At 63.2% G+C, this 20869-nt stretch carries 19 protein-coding genes and 2 pseudogenes; 8 read left to right on the plus strand and 13 right to left on the minus strand.

Going from position 1 to position 20869, the window contains the following annotated elements; genetic code table 11:
• The first annotated feature begins 52 nt into the window (after positions 1-52).
• The 4 genes from BHMPCIPO_RS25065 to BHMPCIPO_RS25080 are packed head-to-tail and all read left to right on the plus strand — an operon-like array spanning position 53 to position 3974.
• A complete protein-coding gene (locus tag BHMPCIPO_RS25065) occupies positions 53-1048 on the plus strand; it encodes a phosphotransferase (RefSeq protein WP_312033064.1) in 996 nt (331 codons plus the stop codon).
• Positions 1045-2364: a phosphopyruvate hydratase gene (eno, locus tag BHMPCIPO_RS25070; protein ID WP_173519449.1), complete on the plus strand. Its 1320-nt coding sequence runs from the start codon at positions 1045-1047 to the stop codon at positions 2362-2364. The genes BHMPCIPO_RS25065 and eno overlap by 4 nt, the downstream gene beginning before the upstream one ends.
• Positions 2361-3203 (plus strand): fumarylacetoacetate hydrolase family protein, encoded by an 843-nt coding sequence (locus BHMPCIPO_RS25075; RefSeq protein ID WP_173519450.1) that lies wholly within the window; start codon positions 2361-2363, stop codon positions 3201-3203. The genes eno and BHMPCIPO_RS25075 overlap by 4 nt, the downstream gene beginning before the upstream one ends.
• Positions 3204-3224: 21 nt before the next feature.
• Positions 3225-3974, plus strand: a complete 750-nt coding sequence (locus BHMPCIPO_RS25080) for an SDR family oxidoreductase (protein ID WP_173519451.1) — start codon at positions 3225-3227, stop codon at positions 3972-3974.
• A gap of 116 nt (positions 3975-4090) precedes the next feature.
• On the opposite strand, the gene leuB is transcribed toward BHMPCIPO_RS25080, so the two are convergent.
• The 11 genes from leuB to BHMPCIPO_RS25135 all read right to left on the minus strand — a co-directional run bounded on the left by leuB (position 4091) and on the right by BHMPCIPO_RS25135 (position 15331).
• Positions 4091-5200, minus strand: coding sequence for a 3-isopropylmalate dehydrogenase (gene leuB, locus BHMPCIPO_RS25085; protein WP_173519452.1), 1110 nt, complete (start codon positions 5198-5200; stop codon positions 4091-4093).
• A 72-nt stretch (positions 5201-5272) separates the two neighbouring features.
• Positions 5273-5527, minus strand: a complete 255-nt coding sequence (locus BHMPCIPO_RS25090; protein WP_173519453.1) for a hypothetical protein — start codon at positions 5525-5527, stop codon at positions 5273-5275.
• Complete coding sequence (locus BHMPCIPO_RS25095; RefSeq protein WP_173519454.1) at positions 5527-6915, minus strand: amidase; 1389 nt, start codon at positions 6913-6915, stop codon at positions 5527-5529. Before BHMPCIPO_RS25095 ends, BHMPCIPO_RS25090 begins: the two co-directional genes overlap by 1 nt.
• Before the next feature lie 11 nt (positions 6916-6926).
• Complete coding sequence (locus tag BHMPCIPO_RS25100; protein ID WP_173519455.1) at positions 6927-7901, minus strand: ABC transporter ATP-binding protein; 975 nt, start codon at positions 7899-7901, stop codon at positions 6927-6929.
• Positions 7898-8914, minus strand: coding sequence for an ABC transporter ATP-binding protein (locus BHMPCIPO_RS25105; protein WP_173519456.1), 1017 nt, complete (start codon positions 8912-8914; stop codon positions 7898-7900). Before BHMPCIPO_RS25105 ends, BHMPCIPO_RS25100 begins: the two co-directional genes overlap by 4 nt.
• Positions 8911-9771, minus strand: coding sequence for an ABC transporter permease (locus BHMPCIPO_RS25110; RefSeq protein WP_173519457.1), 861 nt, complete (start codon positions 9769-9771; stop codon positions 8911-8913). Before BHMPCIPO_RS25110 ends, BHMPCIPO_RS25105 begins: the two co-directional genes overlap by 4 nt.
• Complete coding sequence (locus BHMPCIPO_RS25115) at positions 9771-10721, minus strand: ABC transporter permease (protein ID WP_173519458.1); 951 nt, start codon at positions 10719-10721, stop codon at positions 9771-9773. Before BHMPCIPO_RS25115 ends, BHMPCIPO_RS25110 begins: the two co-directional genes overlap by 1 nt.
• A gap of 144 nt (positions 10722-10865) precedes the next feature.
• Positions 10866-12341, minus strand: a complete 1476-nt coding sequence (locus BHMPCIPO_RS25120) for an ABC transporter substrate-binding protein (protein ID WP_173519459.1) — start codon at positions 12339-12341, stop codon at positions 10866-10868.
• Between the two features lie 43 nt (positions 12342-12384).
• Positions 12385-13131 carry a glucose 1-dehydrogenase gene (locus BHMPCIPO_RS25125; RefSeq protein WP_173519460.1) on the minus strand — a complete coding sequence of 249 codons (747 nt, stop codon included), beginning with the start codon at positions 13129-13131 and terminating at the stop codon, positions 12385-12387.
• 74 nt (positions 13132-13205) lie between these two features.
• Complete coding sequence (locus tag BHMPCIPO_RS25130; protein ID WP_173519461.1) at positions 13206-14651, minus strand: aldehyde dehydrogenase family protein; 1446 nt, start codon at positions 14649-14651, stop codon at positions 13206-13208.
• Positions 14648-15331 carry a GntR family transcriptional regulator gene (locus BHMPCIPO_RS25135; protein ID WP_173519462.1) on the minus strand — a complete coding sequence of 228 codons (684 nt, stop codon included), beginning with the start codon at positions 15329-15331 and terminating at the stop codon, positions 14648-14650. The genes BHMPCIPO_RS25130 and BHMPCIPO_RS25135 overlap by 4 nt, the downstream gene beginning before the upstream one ends.
• A 200-nt stretch (positions 15332-15531) precedes the next feature.
• Here BHMPCIPO_RS25135 and BHMPCIPO_RS25140 point away from each other — a divergent pair.
• Both BHMPCIPO_RS25140 and BHMPCIPO_RS25145 read left to right on the plus strand, forming a co-directional pair.
• A pseudogene (locus BHMPCIPO_RS25140) lies at positions 15532-16215 on the plus strand (DUF599 domain-containing protein); the annotation flags it as partial.
• Between the two features lie 211 nt (positions 16216-16426).
• Positions 16427-16802, plus strand: a pseudogene (locus BHMPCIPO_RS25145) (DUF427 domain-containing protein).
• A gap of 73 nt (positions 16803-16875) precedes the next feature.
• Here the strand turns inward: BHMPCIPO_RS25145 and BHMPCIPO_RS25150 are convergent.
• Positions 16876-17787 (minus strand): LysR family transcriptional regulator, encoded by a 912-nt coding sequence (locus tag BHMPCIPO_RS25150; protein WP_173519464.1) that lies wholly within the window; start codon positions 17785-17787, stop codon positions 16876-16878.
• 91 nt (positions 17788-17878) lie between these two features.
• Between BHMPCIPO_RS25150 and BHMPCIPO_RS25155 the strand changes: the two genes are divergently transcribed.
• Positions 17879-18838 (plus strand): MBL fold metallo-hydrolase, encoded by a 960-nt coding sequence (locus tag BHMPCIPO_RS25155; protein ID WP_173519465.1) that lies wholly within the window; start codon positions 17879-17881, stop codon positions 18836-18838.
• Positions 18839-18930: 92 nt separating this feature from the next.
• Here BHMPCIPO_RS25155 and BHMPCIPO_RS25160 read toward each other — a convergent pair whose 3' ends face one another.
• The gene (locus tag BHMPCIPO_RS25160) at positions 18931-19656 is read right to left on the minus strand and encodes a glutathione S-transferase (protein ID WP_173519466.1); all 726 of its coding nucleotides are present in this window, start codon (positions 19654-19656) and stop codon (positions 18931-18933) included.
• Between the two features lie 159 nt (positions 19657-19815).
• On the opposite strand from BHMPCIPO_RS25160, the gene BHMPCIPO_RS25165 reads away from it, so the two are divergent.
• Positions 19816-20817, plus strand: a complete 1002-nt coding sequence (locus BHMPCIPO_RS25165; protein ID WP_173519467.1) for a LacI family DNA-binding transcriptional regulator — start codon at positions 19816-19818, stop codon at positions 20815-20817.
• Positions 20818-20869 lie beyond the last annotated feature (52 nt).

Below are 20869 nucleotides of genomic sequence, written 5' to 3' on the forward strand. Positions count from 1 at the left end.
TTCATTGGGGCAAGTCATGTCTAGTCTTGCATGCATTCTCGGGGCCGGAAATGTGGATCCCGCCATTCTTGAATTCCTTCACAGGTCCGGGCAGGTCCAGGATAAGCAGGCGTGGGCGATTGAGCCGCTGACCGGCGGCGTCGCATCGGACATTTGGAAGGTCACGACGAATGAAACGAGTTTCGTCGTCAAGAAGGCGCTGGCGAGCCTGCGCGTAGCCCAGGACTGGAAAGCGCCGGTGACGCGAAACGCCAGCGAGGTCGAATGGATGCTCGAGGCCGCAAAGGTCGCTCCGAATGCCGTTCCGCGCATTCTTGCACATGATCCGTCGCTCGGTGCATTCGCCATGACCTACTTCAATCCTTCCGAAAATCCCGTCTGGAAGGAGGAACTGCGTAATGGGCGCGTCGATGTGACGTTCGCGCGTCGTCTGGGGGGCGTTGTTGCGGCGATCCATGCGGCGACCGCGCACTCGCAAGATATCGGCCGCCGGTTCGCCAATGACGAGGTCTTTCACTCGATCCGCCTTGAGCCCTATCTTGAAGCGACGGCGCAGGTGCATCCTGATCTTGCTGCACCGCTTCTTGCACTGTCGCGGGACGTGATGAACACGAAGACCGCACTTGTTCACGGGGACGTCAGCCCAAAGAACATTCTGATTGGCCAGGATGGTCCGATCATCCTCGATGCAGAATGTGCTTGGTATGGCGATCCATGCTTCGATCTTGCCTTCTGTCTCAATCACCTGCTGCTGAAGTGTATCTGGCGACGGCAGGATGCGGCGGAGCTTCTGCACAGTTTCGAGGCTCTCGTGAAATCATATCTCACGGGAGTGACCTGGGAGCCGGCAATTGCGCTTGAGGCCCGGGCTGCGAGGCTCTTGCCGGCTCTTCTTCTGGCGCGCGTCGACGGAAAGTCGCCGGTCGAATACATCACAACAAGCACAGACAAGGACTTCGTCCGCCAATTTGCCCGTAACCTGATCCAGTCACCCCCAGCCACCCTGGCCGATGTAACGCGAGCCTGGGCCGAGGAACTCTGCAAATGAACGACACGCAAATCGCCGGGATCAAGGGCCGGCGCGTTTGGGACTCGCGGGGAAACCCGACCGTCGAGGCCGAAATTACGCTTGCCAGCGGAGCGCAAGGCCGCGCGATCGCACCGGCCGGCGCTTCGAGAGGAACCCGCGAAGCAACTGACTTGCGTGATGGCGGCAGCAGCTTGTGCGGGAAGGGCGTTGCAAAGGCCGTGGCAAATATCGACGGGCCGATTGCGAGGGCGCTGATCGGAAGGGACGTCTTCGATCAATCGGGAGCAGACGCTGCCCTCTGCGCGCTCGACCCGTCGCCGTCAAAGGCGGTTCTCGGCGGCAACGCCACAGTCGCCGTGTCACTTGCGGTATTGCACGCCGCTGCTGCGGCCGCCCGTGAGCCGTTATGGCGCCGTGTTGCCAGCGCATATGGCCGGCAGCCGTCCATCCCTCTGCCCGAGATCCAGATATTCGGTGGAGGGGCTCACGCAGGCAGGCGCGTGGACGTGCAGGACTTCATGATCATGGTTCCGGGCGCCTCGAGTTTCGAAGAGGTCATGGAGATCACCAATGCCGTTTACTTCGCCGCCGGCGATCTTATGGCGAGCAGAGGCCGGCTTGCGGGGGTGGCGGACGAGGGCGGATGGTGGCCCGCTTTCGATAGCAACGAAGAGGCGCTCGAGACGTTATGCGACGCTATCGTGAAAGCGGGCGAGACACCGGGCGACCGGGTCGTCATCTCGCTTGACGTTGCTGCCTCGGAGTTCGGACGAGGTGGCCGCTACAAATTGGCGCTGGAAAATCGCGAACTGGATTCGGGCGAGATGATCGACCAGCTGGGCCGATGGCTCGATACCTACCCGATCGCGTCGATCGAAGACCCTCTGGCCGAGGACGATATCGAAGGCATGGCCGCATTTACGACCCGTTTCGGGGGGCGTGTCCAAATAATCGGCGACGACTATCTCGTGACAAACGCGGCTCTCGTCCGCGATGCAGCCAGCAATGGCGCCTGTAATGCCGTACTGATCAAGGTCAATCAGGTAGGAACAGTCACGGAAGCCGTGGAAACCTATCTCACCGCCGAAAGGGCCGGTTGGCGATCGGTCGTGTCGGCACGCTCGGGAGAAACGGAGGACATATCCATCAGTCATCTCGCCATAGGGCTCGGCGCCGGCCAGCTGAAGGTTGGTTCATTCACGCGCTCGGAGCGGATGGCCAAGTGGAATGAGTGCATTCGAATCCAGGAGCAGCTCGGTGCCAGCGCGTTCGTGGCCGGCGCTCCGCTGCACAACACCTGGTGGTCTAAAAAGAACAATAGGACAACAGTATGAAATTGGTCCGGATAGGCGACATCGGTCGCGAAAAACCGTGCATGCTCGACGAGAACGGCAAAGCATGGGACGTATCCTCGTTGATCGGGGACGTCACGCCCGAAACGATTGGAACTGTAAGCGCGCAGCTGGCAGACGCCGATTTCGACGCACTTCCCGAGGTTGCGGTCTTGTCGACGCGTATCGGCGCCCCCATCAAGCAACCGCGCAACATTTGGTGCATCGGCCTCAACTATTCGGACCATGCTGCTGAAGCCGGGCTGCCGGTGCCTGCTGAACCAATCCTCTTCAACAAGGCGGCCGGCACCTATTGCGGTCCGAACGATCCAATCCTCTATTCGAGGACGATGGCCAAGCTCGACTGGGAGGTCGAGCTCGGCATCGTCATCGGCAAGCGGGCGTTGAATGTTTCGCGTAGCGAGGCGATGGACCATGTCTTCGGCTACACGGTTGTCAACGATGTCTCGGAACGCGCCTGGCAGATGGAGCGCGGCGGCCAATGGGTGAAGGGCAAGAGCTTCCCAAACTTCTGCCCGACGGGTCCGTGGCTCGTCACCCGTGACGAGGTGCCGGATCCGCAGGCGCTTTCGATGTGGCTCGACGTCAACGGCGAACGCATGCAGGCGGGCACGACCGCGCGCATGATCTTCGATGTCGCGACCATCGTCTCCTACATGAGCGAGTTCTGCGTGCTTGAGCCCGGCGATCTCATCTGCACCGGCACACCGCCAGGCGTCGGCATGGGCAAGAAGCCGCCGCGCTATCTGAAACCCGGCGACGTGGTGGAACTCGGCATCGACCGGCTCGGCCGCCAGCGCCAGATCGTTCAGTCACTCTAGGCTTACAAAAGGGGTCTCGCCATGAATGGAAAGACGGAACGTTTGGCCGGACGCGTGGCCGTGGTCACGGCGGCCGGCCAGGGCATCGGCCGTGCCGTCGCCGAGCGGCTGATATCGGAGGGCGCCGAGGTTCACGCCAGCGACATCAATGCCGACCTGCTCGCCACCCTTGACGGCGCCGCGACGACGCGGCTCGATGCGACCGATCACGCGGCGGTCGCCGCCTATTTCGAGGCCTTCGCACGGATCGATATCCTGGTGCATGCCGTCGGTTACGTGCATCAGGGCACGATCGAGGAATGCTCGGCTGCCGACTGGCGCCGCTCGGTAAACATCACCCTCGACAGCGCCTATAACGTCATCGCCGGCGCGGTCCCGAAGATGAAGGCTGATGGCGGCAGCATCATCACCATCGGATCGGTCGCCTCCTCGATCAAGGGCTTTCCGCGGCGCGCCGCTTACGGCGCCGCCAAGGGCGGCGTCATCGGGCTGACCAAGGCAGTCGCCGCCGACTACGTGTCCCTGGGCATTCGCTGTAACTCGGTCTGCCCCGGAACGGTCGCATCGCCCTCGCTGGAGGAACGCATCGGCGAACTTGGCGAGAAACTCGGAAGCCGGGACGAGGCTTACCGGTCCTTCATCAGCCGACAGCCGGCCGGGCGTTTCGGCACGGTGGAGGAGGTCGCTGCCGTCTGCGCCTTTCTCGCCTCCGACGAGGCTGCCTTCATCACCGGCCAGGCGATCAACATCGACGGCGGCATCACGATCTGACGCGATACTGTCGCTCAATGCGTCAAACGCAAGACACCTCCGGATGCGCTCCGGAGGTGTCTGTTTGTCGGGTGGCGCGTCGGGCCGACGCCACGCCCTGCGGCATCGTCCGCTGATCAGGCCGACAGCGCCTTGAACTCGGAAAGGATGGCGTCGCCCATCTCTGTCGTGCCGACCTTCTTCGCACCTTCGGCCATGATGTCGCCGGTGCGGATGCCCTGGTCGAGCACGTTGGCGATCGCCTTCTCCAGATTGTCGGCGTCCTTCACCAGGTTGAAGGAGTAGCGCAGGCACATGGCGAAGGAGGCGATCATCGCGATCGGGTTGGCAATGCCCTTGCCGGCGATGTCCGGGGCCGAACCATGCACCGGCTCGTAGAGCGCCTTGCGCTTGCCGCTGACCGCATCCGGGGCGCCGAGCGAGGCCGACGGCAGCATGCCGAGCGAGCCGGTCAGCATCGCCGCCACGTCCGACAGCATGTCGCCGAACAGATTGTCGGTGACGATGACGTCGAACTGCTTCGGCTGGCGCACCAGCTGCATGCCGCCGGCATCCGCCAGCATGTGCTCGAGCTGGACGTCGGCGTATTTCGCCTTGTGCGTCTCGGTCACCACCTGGTTCCACAGCACACCCGACTTCATGACGTTGCGCTTCTCCATCGAGCAGACGCGGTTCTGCCGCGTGCGGGCAAGCTCGAAGGCGACGCCGGCGATGCGCTCGATCTCGTAGGTGTCGTAGACCTGGGTGTCGATGCCGCGCTTCTGGCCGTTGCCGAGATCGATGATCTCCTTCGGCTCGCCGAAATAGACGCCGCCGGTCAGCTCGCGCACGATCAGGATGTCGAGGCCTTCGACGAGCTCGGGCTTCAGCGACGAGGCGCTGGCGAGCGCCGGATAGCAGATCGCCGGCCGCAGGTTGGCGAAGAGCTCGAGGTCCTTGCGCAGGCGCAGCAGACCGGCTTCCGGGCGGACCTCATAGGGCACCGCATCCCACTTCGGGCCGCCGACGGCGCCGAACAGCACCGCATCGGCGGCCAGCGCCTTTGCCATGTCCGCCTCCGAGATCGCCTGGCCGTGGGCGTCATAGGCCGAACCGCCGACCAGGCCCTCGTCCGTCACGAAGCCGGCGCCAAGCTCGGCATTCATGTAGGCGATGATCTTGCGGACTTCCGCCATGGCTTCCGGGCCGATGCCGTCGCCGGGAAGGATGAAAAGTTTGCGAGCCATTTCGGCACTCCTGTCGTTTTCGTCTGATTGTGAGCGGCGTTGCCGCAGGGGTTGGTTGAAAGCTGCGCCTGGTTACGAGGTGGCGGCGCCATGCTCGACGCCCGGCAGCGGTCGAGCGCCCTCGATTTGCGCGATGCGCTCCCTGAGGGTGTTGGCTACGGCGTGCGAAGCCGAGGACATGGCGATTTCGAGGTTCGCCTTGCCTCCATCCACCTCTATGGCAAGCTTGGAAACGCTGACGCCGAGCCGGCGAACGATGTCGAGCAGGCGGGAGACGATGTTTTCCAGGTCGCCGCTCTCGATGGTGTAGCGCATCGTGTGGCTCATCATGCGACCTTCGGCCAAGGCCGCTGCTCAGGGCGCATGGTTTCAAAGGCGCGTGCGAGACGCAGCACACCGATGTCGTCGAAGGACTGACCGATGATCTGCAGACCGATCGGCAGGCCGCCCGAAGTATAGCCGCAATTGATCGAAATCGCCGGTTGCCCGCCCATGTTGGCGGCGACGGTGAAGGCGATATGCTCGAACGGTTTTTGCGGGTCGTTGATCGGCGAGGCCCATTCGGCCGGATAGGACGCCGTCGGTGCGGTCGGCGACAGGATGAAATCGAAGCCGTTAAGGGCTGCGTGCAGCGCATTGCGCATGGCCTCGATCTGGGCGAAGCCGGTATAGACCTCGCGACCGGAGAAATTCTCGGCCGTTTTGATCCAGTCGAAGATGTAGGGCAGGATCTGCGCCTGTTTTTCCGGCGAAAGGCGCGACACGTCCTCCCAGCCGCGCGCCCGCCAGAAGCGGTCGAGGCCGTCGATCATCTCGCGGGTGAGGAACGGGCCGACCGGTTCGATGATCGCACCGGCATCGGCGAAAAGCTTCGCCGCCTGGCTGATCGCCTGTTCCGTTTCCTCGGTAACAGACTGGCCAAAGCCGGCGTCGAGCCAGAGACCGATCTTCAGGCCCCTCACGTCGCAATCGAGGTCGAGCCACGGGAGTTCCGCATAGGGCAGAGCCATCGTGTCGCGGGCATCGGGTTTTGAGAGCACGGACATGTAGAGCGCGGTGTCGGCGACCGTCCGGGTCATCGGCCCCGCGACGCGGCCGATGAAGGGTGGATTGATCGGGATCCGCCCCGCCGAAGGTTTCAGGCCGACGATGCCGCACCAGCCGGCCGGCAGGCGGACCGAGCCGCCGATATCAGTGCCGATATGTAGGGGACCATAGCCCGCGGCGGCTGCCGCTGCGGCGCCAGCGCTGGAGCCACCGGGATTGGCCGAAAGATTCCACGGGTTGCGGGCAAGTTTGTGGAAGCTGGAAAGGCCGGAGGAAAGCATGCCGTAGTCGGGCATGGTGGTCTTGGCGAGCAGAATGCCGCCCGCCTCTCGGGTGCGTGCGGCCGGCGGCGCGTCAGCGGCGGCCGGTGTGAGCGTCACGGCGGCGCAGCCGAGCGGGACCGCTGTCCCCTTGGTTGCGATGTTCTCCTTGATCGTCACGGGCACGCCATCGATCGCGCCCAGAGGAGCGCCTTTCGCCCAGCGTTCTTCCGAGGCCTTTGCGGCCTTGCGCGCTTCGGCCGGGTCATAGGCCCAAAGCGCGTTCAGTTTAGGTTCCGAGGCGTCGATGCGGGCGATGACGGCTTCGGTGACATCGACAGGGGAGAGCTTTTTCGAGCGGTAGGCCTCGACAAGATCGACGGCGGAGAAATCGGCAAGTTCGGACATGGGATCAATTCCTAGGCGAAATGGCAGCGGGCGGACCAGGCCGGCGATACCGGCTTGGCCTCAGGCGTTCGGGTCCGGCAGATCTCCTGCCTCATCGGACAGACGGCGGCATAGGCGCAGCCGGCTGCGGTCGTTGCGGTATGGACGGGCGTTTGCGGCGGTGCATCAGAGCGAATCCGCTTGCGACGGCCGGAAAACGGTTTCGGCACGGCGGCGACCAGCGCCTGGGTGTAAGGATGGCGCGGATTGTCGAAGACCTCAGCCGTCGGTCCCTCCTCGACGATCCGGCCGAGATGCATGACCGCGACCCGATCGGTGATGGCGCGCACCACGCCGAGATCGTGGCTGATGAAGAGATAGGAGAGGCCGAGCTTCTCCTGCAGGTCCATCATCAGGTTCAGGACCTGCGCCTGGATCGAGACGTCGAGCGCCGAAACGGGCTCGTCGGCGACGATCAGCGCCGGCCGGGTAATGAGCGCGCGGGCTATGGCGATGCGCTGGCGCTGGCCGCCGGAAAACTCGTGCGGGAACTTGTCGGCGGATGCAAGCGGCAGGCCGACAGCTTCCAGCACCTCGGCGATGCGCTTGTTGCGCTCCGCCGTGCTGGTGCCGCGTTCCAACGAAACGATCGGCTCGGAGATGATCGTGCGGACCGTATGGCGCGGATCAAGCGAACCGTACGGATCCTGGAAAATCGCCTGAAAGCCCTTGCGCGCTTCGCGCAGTCCGGCGCGGTCGAGCGCATAGATGTCCTTGCCGGCAATATTCACCTCACCCGATTGCGGCCGCTCCAGTCCCATAACCGCGCGTGCCAGCGTCGATTTGCCGGAGCCGCTTTCGCCGACGATGCCGAGGCTCCGGCCGGCTTGGAGTTCGATGCTCACGCTATGCAGCACCCGCAGGCGGCTTTGTTTCGAGAAGATCGAAGGGCGCGGCAGATCGTATTCACGCACGAGATCAGTGGTTTTGAGAATAACCTCGCTCACGGTGCCACCATCCTTTCGCGCGGATGAAAGCAGGCGGCGCGATGCTCGACATTTTCATCGGTGTTGATCAGATCCAGTGCCGGGATCGCCCGCCGGCAATCCGGCTGAACGTAAGCGCAGCGCTCGGCAAAGGAACAGTGAGGCGGCCGACCGAAAGGATCGGGAACGATGCCGGGGATAGCGTTCAGTCGCGGACGTCCTTCGCCCGCTTGGCGTGGCGCAAGGGCCGCGCCATGTGGTGAGGCGGCAAAGAGGCCGCGGGCATAGGGATGTGCCATGCGGGCGAAGACATCGTCGGTCCGCCCGGTTTCGATGATGCGCCCGGCATACATGACCGCGATGCGGTCGGTCATCTCGGAGACGACGCCGAGATCGTGGGTGATCAGCATCAGCGCGGTGCCGGTGTCTTCAACCAGTTCGTCCAGCAGGTCGAGGATCTGCGCCTGCACGGTGACGTCGAGCGCGGTCGTCGGCTCGTCGGCAATCAAGAGGTCCGGTTCGCAGGCGATCGCCATGGCGATCATCACGCGCTGCCGCTGGCCACCGGAGAGCTGATGCGGGTAGAGGTCCAGATCGAAGCGCGGCGCCGGCAGGCCGACCCGGTCGAGAAGCGCACGGGCCCGCTTTTCAGCATCGGCCCTGGTTTCGCCGAGGTGAAGCCGCCGTCCCTCGGCAATCTGCGCGCCGATCGATTTCACCGGGTTGAGCGCTGTCATCGGCTCCTGGAAGATCATCGCCATGCGCCGGCCGCGATAGTCGCAATAGTCGGCTTCCGACAGGCCGGCGAGATTGCGGCCGTCGAAAGAAAGTTCGCCCCGCACTCGCATGCGCTGCGGCAGCAGACCCATCACGGCGAGTGCGGTCATAGACTTGCCGCTGCCCGATTCGCCGACGATGCCGAGGCGCTCGCCACGTTTGAGCTCAAGATCGATGTCGCAGACGATATCGACCTGGCTCGTGCCCGCCGTGAGTTCGACCGACATGCCGGTCATTCTAAGCAAGGGTTTCGTCATCGTTGCCGCCTCACGCGCGGGTCGAGAATGTCGCGCAGGCCATCGCCTAACAGGTTGAGGCCGAGCACGGCAAAGGTGATCGCCAGCCCCGGGAAGATCGCGAGCCAGGGCGCCTGGTAGATGAAGGTCTGGGCGTCGTTCAGCATCTTGCCCCAGCTCGGCATCGGCGGCTGCGTGCCGAGCCCAACATAGGAGAGACCGGCCTCGGCGACGATCGCCAAGGCGAACTGGATCGTCACCTGGACGAGCAGCACGTGGTTGATGTTGGGCAGGATGTGCAAAAGGGTGATCGCCACGTCGCCGCGGCCGGCGCAGCGCGCCGCCTGCACATATTCGCGCTTCCAGAGCCCCATCGAGGCGCCACGGGTGACGCGGGCAAAGACCGGGATATTGAAGATGCCGATCGCGATCATCGCATTCGTTGCACCGGGGCCGAAGATGGCGGTGATGATGACGGCGGTCAGAAGCGCCGGAAAGGCGAAGGCAAGGTCGCTCATGCGCATGACGAGGCCATCGACAAAGCCGCCGCGCGCGGCAGCCCAGGCGCCGAGCGGTACGCCGATGCCGGCACCGACCAGAACCGCGACGATCGAAACGCTGATCGAGTTGCGTGCGCCCACCATGATCATCGACAGGATGTCGCGGCCGAAATTGTCGGTGCCGAACCAATGGGCAAGACTAGGCCCCTGCAGCTTGTCGCGGAAGTTCATCCCGGTCGGCGAATAGGGCGTCCAGACATAGGAGACGATCGCCATTGCCAGGAGGATGACGGTGACGGTGGCGCCGATCGTCAGGTTCCTGCTGCCGATGAGCTTGGAGACGATGCCTTGTTCAGAAGCGACTGCGGGATTGGACATCAGTGGCCTCCTCGCGACAGCCGCGGATCCAGATAGCCGTAAACCAGATCGACGAGGAAATTGATGGTGATGACGGAAGCCGCGAGCAGCGTCACCAGCGTCTGCACCGTCACCAGGTCGCGCTGAGCGATCGCCTGGAAGACCAGGCGGCCGATACCCGGCAGGTTGAAGACGTTCTCGATGATGATGGTGCCTGCAAGCAGGAAGGAAAACTGCAGGCCGATGATCGTGACGACCGGGATCAGCGCGTTCGGAACCGCATGCGTCCACAGCGCGCCGGACCGGCTGAGCCCCTTGGCGCGGGCGGTGCGGATGAAATCCTCGCCGAGCGTCTCGATGACGGCCGAGCGCGTGACGCGCCCGAGAATGGCGGCAAGCGGCAGGCCGAGCGCGAAGGCCGGCAGGATCAGCGAATGCAGGCCGTTCCAGATGCCGCCATCCCAACCGGCAAAGCCGGAGGCCGGAAACCAGGCAAGCTTCAGCGCGAAGAGCAGGATGAAGAGCAGCGCCAGCCAGAAATTCGGAATGGCGACGCCAACCTGGGCGATGCCCATGACCACCGTGTCTCCGGCCTTGCCGCGATTGGCGGCGGCATAGACGCCGATGGCGATGGCGACGACCACGGAGATCGCCATCGAGAGCAAAGCCAGCGGCAGCGTTACCAGGATGCGCGGACCGAGCAAGTCGCGGATCGGCACGGAATAGGTGAGGCTCATGCCGAAATCGCCGACAACGAAGCCGCCGATCCAGTGGAGGTAGCGGATCCAGATCGGCTGATCGAGGCCCAGTTGTCTGTGCAGCGCCGCAATCGCGTCCGGGTCCGCGTTCATGCCGAGCATCAGCACCGCCGGGTCGCCGGGCAATACCTGCATCAGCAGAAAGACGATGACTGAGGCGACCAATGTCGTCAAAACCAGCGACACGAGGCGACCGCCAATGAAGGAAATCACATCAACCTCCCGGAAAGAGCGAGCGTTGACCGGCGCCGGGTGCGGCGGTCAACGGCATATCTGCAGCCACCCTTCCCGACGGGAAGGGCGGGATGCCGGGGCGGGGTGCGGGTTTCTGCCCGCATCCCGCTCATTGAAAGTCGATCAGTTTTCCCAATGGGTCTGGGTCTGATCGTCGGCTGGCACCGGCATGTTCTTCCAAAGCCCCTTTACCTTCTTGTTCCAGACGCCGATCTTCGGCAGCGCATAGAGGAAGACGTTCGGTTCGTCGGCTGCCAGCTTGCGCTGGAGCTGGCCGCTGAGGTCCATCTGTTCGGTTTCGGTCGAGGCGAGCGTGTAGGACTTGTAGAGCGCCTTGTATTCCGGGTTCTGGTAGTTGAAGTAGTATTTGTCGCGGGCATAGATATCGAGGTCGCGGGCCTCGGCATGGGCGATGATCGTCGCGTCGAAGTCCGAGTTCTTGAACACCTGGTCCAGCCACTGCGCGAACTCGATCGGGACGAGGTTCACCTTGACGCCGACTTCGCTGAGCATGGCCGCGATGATCTCGCCGCCGCGGCGGGCATAGGCCGGCGGCGGCAGCATGATGGTGATCTCGAGACCTTGGACGCCCGCTTCCTGCAGCAATTGCTGCGCCTTGCCGGGGTCGTAGGGGTAGGTCTCGTTCAGATCGACGTAACCGGGTTCGACCGGCGAATAGTGCGAGCCGATCGTCGTGCCGAAGCCGGAATAGGTGCCTTCGACCAGCGCCTTGCGGTCGATTGCATAAGCGAGCGCCTGACGGACACGCACGTCGTCGAACGGCTTCCTTGCATTGTTGAGAGCGAGGACCACCTTGCCCGAGGTACTGCCGACCTCGACCTGGAGGTTCGGATCGCTCTGGAACTGGCTCACGAGTTCCGCTGCCTGGAACATTGGGAAGGCATCGACATTGCCAGCGAGAACGGCGGCGGCAGCGGCCGAAGGATCGCTGATGAACTTGAAGGTCACTTCGCTGAGCTTGGCCGGTTCGCCCCAGTAGTCGGCGTTCTTTTCGAGTACGACCTTGTCGCCCTTTGCCCATTCCTTGAACTTGAACGGACCGGTGCCGACAGGCTTGGTCTTGTTGTCGGCGGCGGATGAAGGCGCGATCATCACCGCGTCGCCCCAGGCCATGTTGAAGAGGAAATTCGACGCCGGGCGCTTCAGCGTCACGACGGCGGTGGCTGGATCCGGGCATTCGGTCTTTTCGATCGGCTCGAACAGGCCCTTCTGCGCATTGGTGGAGTCCGCCGCAACCGCGCGTTCATAGGAGAACTTGACGACCGAGCAGTCGAACGGCGTGCCGTCGTGGAACTTGACGCCCTGGCGAAGCTTGAAGCTGTAGGTCTTCTGGTCCCCGGAGACGGTCCAGCTTTCGGCGAGCAGCGGCTTCACCGTGCCGTCTTCCACCACGCGCACCAAGCCCTCGAAGAGGTTGCCGTAGGTGATGTAGCGGATCGGTGCTGCGGCACCGGCGGTCGGGTCGAGGCCCGGCGGCTCCAGCACCTGGCCGACGGTGATTGTGTCCTTGGCCATCGCCGTCGTCAGCGACGCGGCGATGAAGCACGAGGCAAGTGCCCATTTCGTCAAGTTCATCATGGTTCCCCCGCTTTGCGGTTTCGTTGTTTATGGTCCCAGTTACTTAGATCGAGCGTCCGCCGTCCACATCCAGTGCGACGCCGGTGATCATCGAGGCCTGCGGCGAGGCGACGAAGGCGGCGGCCTCGGCGAGATCCTCGGGCTTCAGCAGGCGTCCGAGCGGAATGGAATCGCGGAACTTCTTGCGGATTTCCTCGGTGTCTTCTCCCATGAAGGTCGAAAGCAGCGGCGTCTCGCCGGCGACCGGATTGAGCGCCACCACGCGGATGTTGAACGGCGCAAGTTCGATCGCCAGTGCCTTGGTGGCGGAGACCACCCAGCCCTTGGTCGCATTGTACCAGGCCAGATTCGGTCGCGGCCGGTTGGCGCCGGTGGACGCGATGTTGACGATGACGCCGGCCTTATTTTCCTTCATGTGCGGCAGCAGCGCCCGGGTCATCAGGTAAACGCCGCGCACGTTGACGCCGAGGATGCGATCGAACTCATCAGGCTCGACCAGTTCGGCGTTTTGCGGCTTGTGGCCGATGCCGGCATTGTTGATCAGGATATCGACGCGGCCGAACGACTCGATACCGGCCGCGACGGCGGCTTCGACATCGGTCTGCTTGGCGATATCGGCAACGACGGCAATGACGTTGTCGCCGAGTTCCTTGGCAACGCGCTCAGCGCCGACGGCATCGCGGTCGACGACAATGACCTTGGCGCCGCCTGCGACGAAGCGTTTCGCAATGCCCTCACCGAAGCCCGAACCCGCGCCGGTGATGAGAGCGACTTTACCTTCTAGTGACACGTGTTCCTCCCGGGGCAAACTTGGATCAGAAATTAGAGCGGGATGTGGGCGGAAAACGCCCACGGTTCCTGGCTCTAGCCGTGGTAGACGGAAATGGTTTTCATGCTGGCAAAGCCGTAGAGGGCCTCAAAACCCTTTTCGCGGCCATGGCCCGATTTCTTCACGCCGCCGAAGGGCAGCTCGACGCCGCCGCCCGCGCCATAATTGTTGATGAACACCTGGCCGGCGTGCACGGCGCGCGCCATGCGCAACTGCCGTCCGCCGTCATTGGTCCAGACGCCGCAGACGAGGCCGTAGGCGGTGCCGTTGGCAAGGCGGATTGCCTCCTCTTCGCCGTCGAAGGGCATGATCACCTGCACCGGTCCGAAGATCTCTTCCTGCACCGTGCGGTGTTCGTGCGGCACGTCGCGCAGAAGCGTGGGGGCGACATAGGCGCCCTCGGCGGGTGCGTCAGCGACGATCTCGCCTTGAGCTGCGATCTTCAGGCCATCCTTTGCAGCGTCGGCAAGGAAGCTCTCGATGATCGCCTTCTGCCGCTGCGAGACGACCGGACCGACCGAGAAATCGGCGCCGGCCGGGCCGACCTTGAGCGCACGATATCTCTCGCTCATGCGCGCGACCACCTCCTCGTAGACCGACCGCTCAACGAGAATGCGCGACGAGGCCGAGCAGGTCTGGCCGGCGTTCTGAATGCCGGCATTGACGAGGAAGGGAATGGCGCGATCGAGATCGGCATCGGCAAAGACGATCTGCGCCGACTTGCCACCGAGTTCCAGTGTCACCGGCACCGCATTCTTCGCGGCTGCCGCCTGCACCATCTCGCCGGTGCGGACAGAACCGGTGAACGATATGTGGTTGACGTCAGGATGTTCGGAAAGGGCCGCACCGGCCTCCGCGCCGAAGCCGGTGACGATGTTCAGCGCGCCCGCGGGCAGGCCTTCTTCTTCGGCGATGCGGGCAAATTCCAGAATGGTGAGGCAGGCTTCTTCCGCCGGCTTGACCACCGCCGCATTGCCCATCGCAAGCGCGGCACCCAGGCTACGGCCGAGGATCTGCATCGGGTAGTTCCAGGGGATGATATGGCCGGTAACCCCGTGCGGTTCATAGACCGTCAAGACGGTGAAGCCGTTCTGGTAGGGGATCGTGTCGCCATGCACCTTGTCGGCGGCGCCGCCATAGAATTCGAGATAACGGGCGAGCGCCACGACGTCGGCGCGCGCCTGCGTCAGCGGCTTGCCGACATCGCGCGCCTCGAGCTCCGTCAGCAGATCAATGTTGCGCAGCACTGCTGCCGAAATCCGGCTCAGCACCCGCCCGCGCTCCGTGGGCGTCATGCGCCCCCAGTCGCCGGAGAGCGCCGCGCGTGCAGACCGCACGGCGAGATCGATGTCGTCCCGGGTGCCCCGGGCAATGCGCGCGAATTCCTGGCCGTTGGAAGGGTCTCTGACGGCGATGAACTCTCCACCCGATGCATCCTGCCATTTGTTCGCGATGAAATTGCCGTAGGTCTTCACGATCATGCCTCGTTGTCAGTCTCGCGCTCGTCGAGGAGCGCTTTCAATCTCGTTGCGGTCGCGTGGATATGCGCGCGCGCCAGCTTCTCGGCCTCGTCGAGGTTCCGTGCCGCGATCGCCTCGACGATCAGCTCGTGTTCGGCGACGGCCGCGCTGGCGCGTTCGCTCGAAAGCGAAAAGGCCGGCGCAAAGACCTGCGAGGTCATGCGCAGAAGCGGGCCGAGCGGTGCCAGCGATGCATTGCGTGAGGCGGCGACGATTGCCTCGTGAAAAAGGACGTTGGATTGGGTGTAGGCACCGGGATCCCAGTTCTCGACGATCTTGCGCTGTCGCTCAACCTGCTTTGCGAGATCCTTGATTTCGGCCGGTGTCGCGCGCTCGGCGGCGTTGCGTGCCGCGACACCGTCCATTGCCTCGCGCACAGCATAGGCGTCGAGAAGTTTCGGCAGGTCGGCAGTCGCGACCCTGACGCCGCTGCCCGGCTTATTGACCACGAGCCCGTCGCGCTCCAGCACCCGCAGGGCTTCGCGCAGCGGCGTTCGGCTGATGCCGAATTCGGCAGCGATCCGCTCCTGGCGGAGCGTCGCTCCGGGGGCGTAGACGCCGGCATAGATGCGTTCGCGAAGCGCTTGCGCCACTTCGTCGAGTAGGCGCGATTGGCTTCGCCATTCGAAGGATTGGTTCATCGATCCCTCCCACAGTCGAAGCAAATTGTATCCAGGATACAGGTCGTGTCAATCCGTTGATGGAATGTAAGTCGCCAGGATGCTCAATCCCCGAGGCCACGACCTCGGCTCCGGCAAATCCCGATTACGCCGACGCGTTGACGAGTCACGCGTCGCGGCTTCTATTAGGAATAGCTGTGATGGGAGGCTGGGCCGTGCAGATGCTTGATTGGATTGCGATTATTCTGTTTCTCGCGACCTGGGTGGGATTGGAGCCGATGATGGCTCTTGGCTGGCCGCGCCGGACTGACAGCCTGATGCTGGACATGGTGCGTGTGAGGCAGGCCTGGATGCGCGAGGTTCTGACACGAGACACCAATTTCATCGGCGATGCGGCCATCCTCGGCCACACGATCAACTCGGCCTCGTTCTTCGGTTCGGCCAACCTTATCGTCATCGTCGCCATGAGCAGTGCGCTTTTCATCCAGCCGACGATCGGCCTTCAGGCGGGGATCATCGCGATCTTCGCCCCAATCGAGCCGCTGTGGCTGTTTCAATCCAAGGTGCTGCTCGTCATGGCGACATTGCTGCGAGGGCTTTCCGAGTTCATCTGGGCCGTGCGGCAGATCAACTATTGTCTCGCGGCGATCGGAGCCAGCCCGTCGCGCGATGAAGTCCGAGACATCACTGCCTGGACCCAGGCCCTGTCGCTGATGATCAATCCGGCGCTTCGCTCCTTCAGCCAGGGCGTTCGCTCGTACTACTTCACAGTTGCCGCGGCTCTCTGGTTCCTGGGTCCGATCGCGTTTCTCGTCGCCATCGTCGGCTCGGTAGGACTTCTCGTCTGGAGACATAGCTGGTCGGATACGGCCAAGGGCGTGATGGAGGTGCGCAAGCTGCTCGACAAGAGCAATCCACCCGCCGGCGCGGCACAGCCGACCACGGCGATCAGTTCTCCGGCGGCGGATAGCTGAGGACGAACCGCGGTGAGGGCCTAGGAATCCGGTATGTTCCGCTGTCCTTGACCAGGCTCGGCAGGTACTTTTGGCCCGATTGGTTGGAATTCGCGGGCAAGGCAACCATCTAGAGATTACCAATGTTTCAAAGGCGGCGACTATGTCCGACAAACCGATCAAGATTCCCGGCCCAGATCATCCGATCAGTATTGATCGAAACACGGCGCGCGTCGTCGTCAAGCTCGATGGACGCGTCGTTGCCGACACCCGCGACGCATTGACGTTGCGCTAGGCGTCCTACCCGCCGCTTCAATACATTCCGCGTGAGGATGTCGATATGTCCTTGCTTCAGCGCACGGATCATGCGTCGCATTGCCCTTACAAAGGCGACGCCTCCTATTACCAGCATCCCGATCGGTGGCGAGCGGTCGAGAAATGCCGTCTGGACCTACGAAAACCCGCATGCGGCGGTGGCCGAAATCAAGGGCCGCCTGGCCTTCGATCCCGATCGGGTGGATAGGATCGAGGAATTGTAGTCACCTTGCCCGTCCGTCTCATGGGTTGCCGAGGTGTCGTGGCACGCTCGTCGTTCTTGAGGCCCGGCGGCCCTTAATCAGCCCGAACACGGAACGTCTCGCGCACTGCCTTCAGGAACTGCGCCACTTTCGGCAGATCGCCCAGTTGCTGATGATAGAGGTAGTAAAGGGTCGTGGGCGGTCCCGACCATTCGGCAAGAACCGGAACCAGCCGCCCCGTGGCGACCCCGTCTGCGGCGAGCGCATCACTGAGCAGACCGATGCCGAGGCCCTCGGCGATCAGGCGCTCTCCAATGGCCGGATCGTCGACCACGATGGATGGTGGCCGCTCCAATGTGAAGTGCCGGTTGCCATCCGACAGCAGCCAGTGGGCGAGTTCGCGCCGCATGCGCGTCCGATGCGCCACCAGGGCGACCCCCATCAGATCCTCGGGTGACGACAGGGTCACCCCGGTGCAGTAGGTCGGGGCGGCATAGAGGCGCTGCTCGATCGTTCCGATCTTTCGGTAGATCATCTCGCTGTCGACCGGCTCGCCCATTCTCAGCGCCACGTCGACGCTTTCGCCAATCAGGTCGACATTGTGATGGGTCGTCTGCAGGTCGACCTGAACTTCGGGGCAGAGATCTGCGTAGAGCTTGAGGATCGGTGGCAGGTAAGTGCGCGCGAAAGCCACCGATGTTGCGACCCGCAGCCGCCCGCGGGCCGTTCCGTCGGCGGGGCGGAAACTGGCAATGCCACGATCGATCAATTCCACTGCTCCACCAATCGACTCCAGCAGCTGTTTGCCGGCTTCGGTCAAGGAGACGCGGCGCGTCGAGCGCAACAACAATGCGACGCCGAGCACGGTCTCTAGCTCCAGCAGGCGTCGGCTGACCGTGCTCGGTGGAAGGTGCAGGCGAAGCGCGGCGGCGGAAAAACTCTCGGTGCGGGCGACCTCCAGGAAGATCCTGAGGCTATTGAGATCGGGAGACTGGGGGGATTTCATGCGTTTCCGGAACAATCACTTCCATGATCGAAGGATAATCGACGAAGGGTTGAATTGATAGCTTCATCGCATTCAATCGAAGGAGCCGATCATGACCACCCGCAGACAAGCTTTGGGTTTTCTCGCCGCCACCGCCCTGTTGCCGCTCGCGCCGCGCCTGGCCTTTTCCGCCGCGCCGTTCTCGACCGTTGCCAATGCCGGTTTCTACCGCTTCCGCTTCGGAAAATATGAAGTCACTGCGCTGTCGGACGGCACGCTGGCGCTGCCTATGGCGACGATCTATCAGAACGAACCGGTGGACGACCTGCAGCGCAAGCTCGACGACAACTTTCTCGGCAAGGAGCCGCATCTGTCGATCAATGCCTATCTGGTGAACGACGGCGAACGCCTGGTGCTGATCGACGCGGGGTCGGGCGCGCTGCTCGGCGCCGCTGCCGGCAAGCTCCTTCGCCACATGACGGCCTCCGGCTACGCAGCCGAGCAGGTCGACGCCGTGATCCTGACGCATGTGCACGCCGATCATTCGGGCGGCCTCACCGTCGATGGCAAGCCGCAATATCCGAATGCCGAGATCCATCTCGCCGATCGCGAATATCGGTTCTGGATCGAGCGCGAAGGCGTGACGTCGATGACCGAGGCACAGAAGACCGACTTCCAGCGTGCCCACGATGCTCTCGCCCCCTATATCGCCGCCGGAAAGGTGAAGCGTTTCGCCGACAACGCCGACGTTTTGCCGAACATCGGTTCGATCCTCAGGGCCGGGCATACGCCCGGACATTCATCGATCGTGTTGAAATCCGATGACGGTCAACGCCTCGTCTTTTGGGGTGACGTGATCCACGGCGACCACATCCAGTTCGATGCACCCGACGTCTTCGTTACCTTCGACGTCGACGGCGCTGCGGCGGTCGCGACCCGTGCCATGGCACTTGCAGATGCGGCGGATGGCCGTTACCTCGTCGCCGGCGCGCACCTGCCGTTTCCCGGCATCGGCCACGTGGCCAGGGATGAAACGCTCTATCGCTTCATTCCCTGGAATTACATCGAGTAGCGCGCGCTCTTGCCGCTGCCTGAGGCGACGAGATCACCTCGAAACGACCGACTTCCCTCACGCGGCGCAACGGCGGAGGGCGGCCGGTTCGCTTAGGGCTCGATATCCAGCTCGCGATAGCGACGGAAGATGCCGTCCTCGTTGAAGGCCAGCCGTCGCGGCGAAGCGAGATAGGCGCCAAGCCTTGGTCTTGCCTTGACCCAGGCATGCAGCTTCAAGAGGTTGGGGTACAGGTGCTCATAGTGCCGCATCGCCCTGGGAAAAGCATAGCGCAGTCCTTCGATCACCTGGAACAGCGAGAGATCGACATAGCTAACGGCGCTGCCAACGGCGTGACCGCCGCCCTCAGGGTTCTGCGCAAGAACGCGCTCGAAATAGCCGAGAAACTTCGGGATGCGGTTCGTGACGAATTCGGATGCGCGGGCCTTCGCCTCTTCCTTCTGGTCTTCGTAGTATTTCGACGTTGCAATCGGGTGGTGTGTGTCATGCACTTCGGCGACGAAATCGGTGATGGTGAGCTGCAGGCCGTTGGCGTACCAGCGCAGCGCCTCCTCCTTTGGTGCAAGGCCGAGCTTGGGACCGAGGTAGAGGAGGATGTTCGCCACATGGGAAATGATCTGGTCGCCGTCTCTTAGGAACGGCGGCGCGAAAGGGATGTGTGCTGCGGTGGTACTTCCCATGAGCCTCATCATCTCGCCGGTGCCGCGGTCAGCGACGCGTGTGACATCGACGTAAGCCGCGTCGGCATCTTCGAGCGCCAGTCGTACGAATTCGCCACGGCCCTGAATGCCGTTCCAGTAGTACAATTCATAAGTCATGGAAGCCTCTGTGGTTCTTGGGCATCCAGTTGATATAGGCCATCGGCGGTAAGCGGCGAGGCTGACGCAGCAATTGCGGCGCGCACGCTGTCGAACGGGCCGTGCCGCATGCTATGGCGCTGTGGAGATGCATCGGAAATCCAGGCGAGGGATGTTGGGGTGAGCAAACCGAACTATCGCGATATCGCCAAGTTGGCAGGCGTCGGAACCGCGACGGTCGAGCGGGTCCTGAACGGGCGCGGCGGCGTTCGCCCGGATCTGGTCGAAAAGGTCGTCGTCGCCGCCCGCACGCTGAATTACCCGCGCACGCTTCCCGATACCCATCGCGGGCTGCTGCGCATAGATGTGCTAATGGTGCGGCCCGAAACCACGTTCTATCGGCGGCTGTCCCAGGCGTTCCAGCGAATTGCCGAGACGCTCGATCCGCTCGTCGTCGTCCAGCGCAGCTTCGCCGAGGAAATGAAACCGGAGGAGATTGCTGGGCGAATTCTGTCGAGCGAGGTGCCGCGTGCCGGCCTGATCCTTGCAGTGCCCAACAGCCCGCTGATCAGCGCCGCGGTCGAAGCGGTCGTCGCGCGCGGTGTGCCGGTGGTCCATGTCGTCACGCGGGCATCCGAGACGCTCGGAGAGTTCGTCGGGATCGACAACCACGCCGCCGGAAGAACGGCGGCCCTCTTCATCGCCCGCATGGCGCGTCGGGCCGGCCCGGTCGTTGCCCTCTGCCATCCGATCTATCAGGTCCATCGCGATCGTATCAGCGGCTTTTCGGATTATTTCCGCGAACACCCAGGCGAACGTCGGTTCGAGTGGCTGGGCTTCACCCGCGACGAAGAACTCTACGGCGCCGAAGCGCTGCGATCGGCGCTCGAGATCTATCCTGATATGGCCGGGCTCTATAATGCGGGCGGGGCCAACGCGGCCCTGATCGATGTGCTTCGCCGGCATCCGCGCGGCAGGGAGATCTTTTTCGTCGGCCACGAGCTCACCGACTATACGCGCAACGCTCTTAGCGACGGCGTCATGGACGTCGTGCTCGACCAGGCACCTGAAGCTCAGGCCCGTCGCGCCCTTGATATTGTCCTCCGCCGAATCGGCCTTACCGAAATGGAACCCGACAGGGCGCCCATTCGCTTCATCACTGTCACGGCCGAAAGCCTTTGATCTGATTTGATCAAAGAAGGCTTCGTCGTTCAGGCCGCCTCCTGCTAGATTT

The organism is Ensifer sesbaniae (assembly GCF_013283665.1).
GTDB classification, from domain to species: domain Bacteria; phylum Pseudomonadota; class Alphaproteobacteria; order Rhizobiales; family Rhizobiaceae; genus Ensifer; species Ensifer sesbaniae.